Source organism: Yinghuangia sp. YIM S10712, assembly GCF_051388935.1.
Taxonomy (GTDB): domain Bacteria; phylum Actinomycetota; class Actinomycetes; order Streptomycetales; family Streptomycetaceae; genus Yinghuangia.
The window spans coordinates 850,270-857,069 of sequence record NZ_JBPKBI010000001.1 but is presented as its reverse complement, the minus strand read 5'-3'; the positions used below and the strand labels follow the sequence as shown (position 1 = coordinate 857,069).

5 protein-coding genes are annotated in these 6,800 nt (G+C 72.9%); 2 read left to right on the top strand and 3 right to left on the bottom strand.

The window, feature by feature from the left end; translation table 11 throughout:
• Window positions 1-338: 338 nt before the first annotated feature.
• Entirely contained in the window at window positions 339-1,070 is a 732-nt protein-coding gene (locus ACRX5W_RS04025; protein WP_436786470.1) for a hypothetical protein, read from the top strand.
• Between the two features lie 337 nt (window positions 1,071-1,407).
• On the opposite strand, the gene ACRX5W_RS04020 is transcribed toward ACRX5W_RS04025, so the two are convergent.
• Window positions 1,408-2,880 carry a cell division protein PerM gene (locus ACRX5W_RS04020; RefSeq protein ID WP_436786469.1) on the bottom strand — a complete coding sequence of 491 codons (1,473 nt, stop codon included), beginning with the start codon at window positions 2,878-2,880 and terminating at the stop codon, window positions 1,408-1,410.
• 264 nt (window positions 2,881-3,144) lie between these two features.
• Between ACRX5W_RS04020 and ACRX5W_RS04015 the strand changes: the two genes are divergently transcribed.
• Window positions 3,145-4,749, top strand: a complete 1,605-nt coding sequence (locus tag ACRX5W_RS04015) for a hypothetical protein (RefSeq protein WP_436786468.1) — start codon at window positions 3,145-3,147, stop codon at window positions 4,747-4,749.
• A gap of 132 nt (window positions 4,750-4,881) precedes the next feature.
• Here ACRX5W_RS04015 and ACRX5W_RS04010 read toward each other — a convergent pair whose 3' ends face one another.
• Together ACRX5W_RS04010 and sucD are read right to left on the bottom strand one after the other, a co-directional pair.
• On the bottom strand, window positions 4,882-5,610 hold the full coding sequence (locus tag ACRX5W_RS04010; RefSeq protein WP_436786467.1) for a TSUP family transporter: 729 nt from the start codon (window positions 5,608-5,610) through the stop codon (window positions 4,882-4,884).
• Between the two features lie 304 nt (window positions 5,611-5,914).
• The gene (sucD, locus tag ACRX5W_RS04005) at window positions 5,915-6,799 is read right to left on the bottom strand and encodes a succinate--CoA ligase subunit alpha (protein WP_436786466.1); all 885 of its coding nucleotides are present in this window, start codon (window positions 6,797-6,799) and stop codon (window positions 5,915-5,917) included.
• Window position 6,800 lies beyond the last annotated feature (1 nt).

The window sequence follows — 6,800 nt, the reverse complement described above, 5'->3', positions numbered from 1 at the left end:
CCCCGTCCTCCACCCCCCCCCCCCGAACCCGGGCGACGTCCGGTCGCGGCGGCCATGGACCGCGACCGCTCGTGGTCGGGTCGGCGCGCACACGTACGATCCCAGGCAACTGTTCGCATCGGCCGCCCCAAGGCGGGCGGCCCGGCGCACGGAGGTAAGGCGCCGTGCCGGCCGACGCCGGGCGCGACGGGACGGGGCGTGAGGCTTTGGGAGCGGCGGGGTGCCCATGGGGATCCGGCAGGACGAGGGCAGGCAGCACGGATGAGTGAGCGGAGCGAGCGCATCAACAGGAGAGGCGTGTCGGACGCGCCCGGCACCGGCCGTGGCGGGGTGTGCGCATGAACACGGGCAACGAGACCGACGAGCGGGACCCGTACGCTCCGCCTCCGGAAGGTGCCCCCGACCGTCCGCCGGCGGCACCCTGGAACCTCCCCGGCGGCGGCTCGGGAGACTCCGGGTCGGGCGACTCGGGGTCGGGAGGGTCCGGCTCGGGCGGCTCCGGCGGCCCTGGATCGGGCGGCCCGTGGGGTGACCCGCGCTCCGGCCGGGACCGCCGGGACCGCGACCGGGACGACGACCGCACGCCTGCGGACCCCCGTCGCCGCAACGCGCGGATCGCACTGTGGCTCGGCGTGTGGGGGCTGTTCTTCGGCATCTTCTTCTGGGAGGAAGCCGGGATCGTGATGGGCTTCGCGGCGGCCGTGCTCGGCTTCCGCGCGCTGCGCGGCACGTCCGCGCCGACCGTGGGCCCGCGCATCGAACAGGGCCCCGGCGGCACCGCCCGCAACCCCGGGCGCGCACGGCGGTTCCCCCGCCCCGGACGCGACCCGAACGCCACCGCAAGGGCCTCGGGCACGACACCGCGCCCCTCCGGCGCGCTGGTCGGCCTGGTGACGGGTGTCCTCGCGGTCGTCTGGGTGCTGGGTGTGTGGAGCTTCCGGTGGTCGCAGCAGGACTACTACGACTGCATGGACGCCGCGCTGACGAAACAGGCGCAGGACCAGTGCAAGTCGCATCTGCCGGAGTTCTCCCGGGACTTGGTCGACAACCTGGACAGCAGCCCGATCTGAGCGGCGACCGGGCGGGAGTGGCTGCGGCAGGGTGACGCGGCCCCGGTGACCAGTGCGGTCCGGCCGGCCAGGTCGGCAATATCGCCGCCGGTCGTGTGCCGCGTCGTGTCGGTGTTTCCTGAGACGGCCGATGTGGATCACCGCGGTGACCCGCCCGTCATGTGCGCTGTCCGTGGTGCCACCCGTCCGTGGTGTCGCGGGCGGCGCTTCGGGCTCGCGGTTGTGAATGCCGCGTGCTGTGCTCCCCGCACGTCGCCCGACCGCGCGCGGGCTGACCTCGGGCTCGCCGGCCGCCTTCCGCATCCGCGCCGGGCCGCCGGCAGGCCCGGGCGCGTTTTCAGGAGGCGGCCTTCGCGGCAGGCCGGGGGCGTGGGCGCTTCGTGGCGCGTGATGTTCTTTCCGTTCGGCGGGTCCTTCGCCGCAGACCCGCGACCGCTGCGGTGGCGACGGCCACGGCGCCGACCTCGGCCGTGACCGCGCCGGCCGTCGTCCAGACGTGCGGGCCGATCTGCGCGAGGCGGTGCGTACCTGCGGCACCCGTCGACAGCCAGGCCGCGACGGCGGCCAGTGCGCCCGTCACGACACCCGCTGCCGCCGCGGTGCCGACAGTTGTCCACAGGCGGTCGGCATGCGTGCGCCGGGCGGCGACGAGTCCGGCGCCGATCCCGGCCATCACGGGCACCGCGAGCGTGCACCAGCCTGCCGCCGACGTGGCCTCCGGAACCGCGCCCAGCAGCGGCAACGCCGGCATGGCGCCCAACGTGACGTCCGTCGGCGCGATGGTTGTCCCCACGCCCACCGCGAACCCGGCGCACGAGGCGTACGCGACCGCGCACACGACCGCATTGGGCAGCAACGCCGCGCACAGGAGGGCCAGCGCGAGGGTTTCCGGCAGTCCGTCCGCGACTCGGTCGACCATGCCGCCGACATCACCCGCGTGGGTGATGGTCGACGCGATCAGGACCACCGTGCCGCCCACCGCGAGCAGCAGCGCGCCGGTCACCCCGGAGGCCAGCGCGGCCTTGGCGGGGGCCAGAAACGGTGCCGCGCGGTCGGAGACCTGACGGGGCATCCGGGCGGACAGGCCGCGGTACGCACCTGCGCGCACCGCGCCGTACCCCCCGAACACCAATGCGGCGACGAAGGCGGCGACGGGCGCACGTTCGGGCACCGGCCGGAGCGTCGGCGTCGCGGAGGAGAGCGCGATGACGTAGGCGAGCGCCGCGTACAGGACCGCGCACGCCGCGAGTGCCATGACCGGGAACCGTGCGCCGCCGCGCCGGGCCGCCGCGACCGAACACCGGCGTCCTGCCCGGACCAGCACGATGACGACCGGAATCGTCACCCCCAACGGCACGATGCCGAGCCGTACCGCACTCTCGGACGGCTCCGCCGAGACATCGATCCCGACCCGCTGGGCGGCGAGCCAGATGTGACCGGCCGTACGCAGGATGTCGTCCGGCGCGGTGGCCCCGCCGCCGAGCGTGTCGACGACCACCGCGACCAGGACGACCCCGACGGCGAACACGACACCGAGGCCCGCGGCCGTCATGGCCGCCGATACGCCGGAGAGGACGGACCCGAGGGCGGCGCGCGTGTCGGTGCTTCGGATCTGGCGGCGACCGGGCACTTCGCGGCCGCTCGGATCCGCGGCGGCCGAGTCGGGCACAGGCGGATCGAGTGCGGGCGGCTTGGGCGCGGGCACATGGGGCGCGGGCTGCTCGCGGGCGGGTGCGCCGGCGGTGTCCGGCGGGCTGGTCGGGTCGGCGCCGGCGGGTGTGGGGCGCGCGGATGCGGGGCTCTCGGTCACGGTCCCTCATGCTGCCAACCTCGTGACGTTATGCGCCGTATGAGGAGTTCACGCCATTCGTGTCGTTCCAAATCGGTAGGAATATGACGTTTCTGGTATTCAATGCCGGATCAGGGGTCACTCGCCGGAGGCCGGAGACCGGGGGCCGCCGGGCCGTCGACGCCGCTCGAGCACCCGGCTGCCGACGGGCGACTCGATCGCACGACCGCAAGCACACGACGAAATGCGAGCGACGGCATGCGAACGACCGGGAGCGCAACGACGATGGACGACGCGGCCTTCGACGCGTTCTACGACCGGACGGCCCCCGACGTCGCCCGGTATGTGTATCTCCTGACCGCCAGCCCCCATCGCGCCGTGCACGCGACCCAGCGGGCGTACGCGCGGGTGTACGCCGAATGGGAGATCGCCGCCCACCAGTCGAACATCGACTCGTGGGTCCGTATGAAGGCCTCCGACATCGCCCTCGACCACCTGCACCGCGCCCAGCACAAGGTCAGCGGCTGGCTGCACCTTGACCGGATCGCGCGCAAAGTGCTCCGGGAGCCTCCCGGCCCCGAGGAGGAGAGCGGCAGCCCCGATGCGCCGACGGACCCGGGCACAGGTGCCGAGAACGACGGCAACAAGGCGGACAAACGCGCCGCGCCGGGACCTGCCGACGCAACCGACAGCACGACGAATGCCGCCGACACCGCCGATACCGCCGGAACCGCCGGGACCAGCAGCAACGCCGGGACCAGTGGGAGGACCGGCACCACCGCAGCCGCCGACGCCACCGGGGCGATCAGAGCAACCGCAGCCACCGGGAGGGCCGGGGCCGCCGCAAATCCCGACGAGCCCGCGACCTCGTCGAGCGCCGACCGGACACCGCCCGCCGACGGCACCGCGCCCGGCACGTCGCCCGCGCAAGGCTCCGCCGAAGGGGACGCCTCCGCCCCGCGCGTGCCGTGCCTGGATCCTCAGCCCAAGCGGCCCGGCGCCGCCCCCGACACTCCCGACGACGACGGCGATGGCGGCGACGGCGACGGCCAGTGGGCCACCGACGTCGCCCTGCTGCGTGCCCTGCGCGGCATTCCCGTGCACCGCCGCCGCGCGGTGGTGCTGTGTCACCACTACGGGATGACGCCGGAGGAGGTCGCGATCGAGACGGAGTCCACACTCGGCTCGACCATCGAGCGGATCGCGTTCGCCAACCGGCAACTCACGCACGGCATCGAGGAGTTGGCCGAAGCCGATCCCGACGGCCCGGAAGCCCACAAGCGCATCGCCGCGATCATGCGGGACCTGGCCGCCCGGTATCGCCCGGAGTTGCAGGCCGCGGGCACCCTCCGCGCCGACACGCAGGCGCGCGGCAGGATCCTCGTCGGTGCGGTCGCCACCGCGCTCGTCGGCCTGGCCGCGTATGCCGCGGTCGCGATGGCCGTCCCGGGAAGCCTCCCCGACGAACGCGCCGAGGTCCGAGCCTCGATCTCGGCCCGCGAGGCGGCCGGGCTCCCGCTCGTCGCGCACGCGCCGAAGCCGCCGATCAAGATCGGCCGCAGCACCGCGCGAGCCGAGGATGTCCCCGCCGACAGGCGGGAGTTGGTCCGTGTCAAGGGCACCGCGAGCCATGATGGTGGCACCTTCCTCATCGTCGACACCGCCGACGGGCCCGCGGACGCGCCCCAGCGGAAACCACGCGAGATCCCGCTCTCCCCCAAGGTCTCCTTCCACGGCGCCAAGGCGTTCGGACTGTCGAAGCAACAGGTCGTCTACGCCGGGGACTTCCTCTCCAAGGCCGCCGAAGGAGCGCTGGCGACAGCGGTGTTCGAGGTGCAGTACGACGAGGACGACCAAGTGGCCCTGATCAGGGAGCGTACGTCGGACTGACGGAGCACTCGGAAAGTTATCCACAAATCCCCAACCCCTGTGGATAACTTGCTGTGCAAAACGATTTGGGGTTCTGACGACAAAGGCATGGGCAGGCTCAGCGGTCACCACGAGCTCGGAAGCCGGTGGTGCTCATGCGCCAACGCCGTGGAGCAGGCCCTTGGCCAGCGTGACGACTCCGCCCGCGAAGGCCAGGCCCAAGACGAGTCGGCGCACGCTTGCGTCTCGCAGCCGCCCCGCAGCCGCGATGCCGGCCGACAGACCCGCCGCGAGACCGATGGTCGCGCTCGTCCACACCGCGCCGGTGAGGTCGGGAACCCCTTTGGCGGCAACGGAGAAGGCGTTGACGACGACGCCGTAGAACTGCGCGTTGGGCAGGAATTCCGCCGCCGACCAGCCCGCGTTCGCGGCGTACAGGGAGACCGGCGGCCCACCGACTCCCGCCGCGGCGTTCAGCACACCGCTCGCGGCCCCCGCGCCGACCGCGCCTCGGCGACCGCGCAATGACGGCATGCGAAGGCCGCACGCGATACAGGCGACGGCTGCCACGACGACGGTCCCGATGCCGATGAACAGCGGAGCCGCAGGAGTGCGGGCGACCGTCCACGCGCCCACCGGAACGGTGGCTGCCGCCGCCAGCACCAAGGGCACCATGAGGCGAACGCGCACGTGGCGCCATGTCCCCAGCAACCCGAGGCCGCTGATGAGGCCCGCGGCGACGTTCGACAGCAGCACGCCTTCGACAGGGCCCAACACCACGACCAGACCGGGCACGGCGGCCAGCCCGAAACCGACGCCGGTCAACCGCTGCAATGCCGTCGCCACGACAAAGACCAGCCCCACGACCACGGCGACCGTCACGCGCACCACCACCTCGCCGACGACAGGTCCGCTCCGGACCGCGCACCGGACGAAACCATGCCCTGTCGCTCGGCCCGGTGACCGGTCGCCGCGCGTTCGGGACAACGGCCGGGCAGGCGGCGGGCGTCACGCGCCTGGGGGCATCGGCGTCACCACCGCCGGTCGGGCGACATACCAGGAGGGCCCCGAACGGCGAGACCGCCCCGGCGCCGGAACGGCGGGGCGGTCTCGGTGGTCCTGCGCACCGTACTTCTTATTGTGCGTCCTGCTGTGCTTCCTGCTGCGTTCGCGCCGCGGCGGAAGGTCAGCCCTCCATGATCGCGCGCATCAGGCGGGCGGTCTCGGACGGCGTCTTGCCGACCTTGACGCCGACCGCCTCAAGGGCGTCCTTCTTGGCCTGCGCGGTGCCGGCCGAGCCGGAGACGATGGCGCCGGCGTGGCCCATGGTCTTGCCCTCGGGAGCGGTGAAGCCCGCGACGTAGCCGACGACCGGCTTGGTGATGTGCTCGGCGATGTAGGCCGCCGCGCGCTCCTCGGCGTCGCCGCCGATCTCGCCGATCATCACGATCGCGTCGGTGTCCGGGTCGTCCTGGAACGCCTGGAGGCAGTCGATGTGCGTCGTGCCGATGATCGGGTCGCCGCCGATGCCGACGGCGGTGGAGAAGCCGATGTCGCGCAGCTCGTACATCATCTGGTAGGTCAGCGTGCCCGACTTCGACACGAGGCCGATGCGGCCCGGCTTGGTGATGTCGGCCGGGATGATGCCGGCGTTCGACTGGCCCGGCGTGATGAGGCCGGGGCAGTTCGGGCCGACGATGCGGGTCTTGTTGCCCTTGGCGCCGGCCAGCGCCCAGAACTGGGCGGTGTCGTGCACCGGGACGCCCTCGGTGATGACCACCGCGAGCGCGATCTCGGCCTCGATGGCCTCGACGACCGCGTCCTTGGTGAACTTCGGCGGTACGAAGATCACCGTCACATCGGCGCCGGTCGCCCCGATGGCCTCGGCCACGGTGCCGAACACCGGGATCTCGTTGCCGTCGACGTCGACCTTCTCGCCGGCCTTGCGCGGGTTCACGCCGCCGACGATGTTCGTCCCGGAGGCCAGCATGCGGCGGGTGTGCTTCATACCCTCCGAGCCGGTCATGCCCTGAACGATGACCTTGCTGTCCTTGGTCAGGAAGATAGCCATG

Bases quoted from the DNA above. Each gene is read 5' to 3' on its own strand.
- sucD (WP_436786466.1), bottom strand. From the start codon at position 6,799: ATGGCTATCTTCCTGACCAAGGACAGCAAGGTCATCGTTCAGGGCATG.
- ACRX5W_RS04015 (WP_436786468.1), top strand. From the start codon at position 3,145: ATGGACGACGCGGCCTTCGACGCGTTCTACGACCGGACGGCCCCCGAC.
- ACRX5W_RS04025 (WP_436786470.1), top strand. From the start codon at position 339: ATGAACACGGGCAACGAGACCGACGAGCGGGACCCGTACGCTCCGCCT.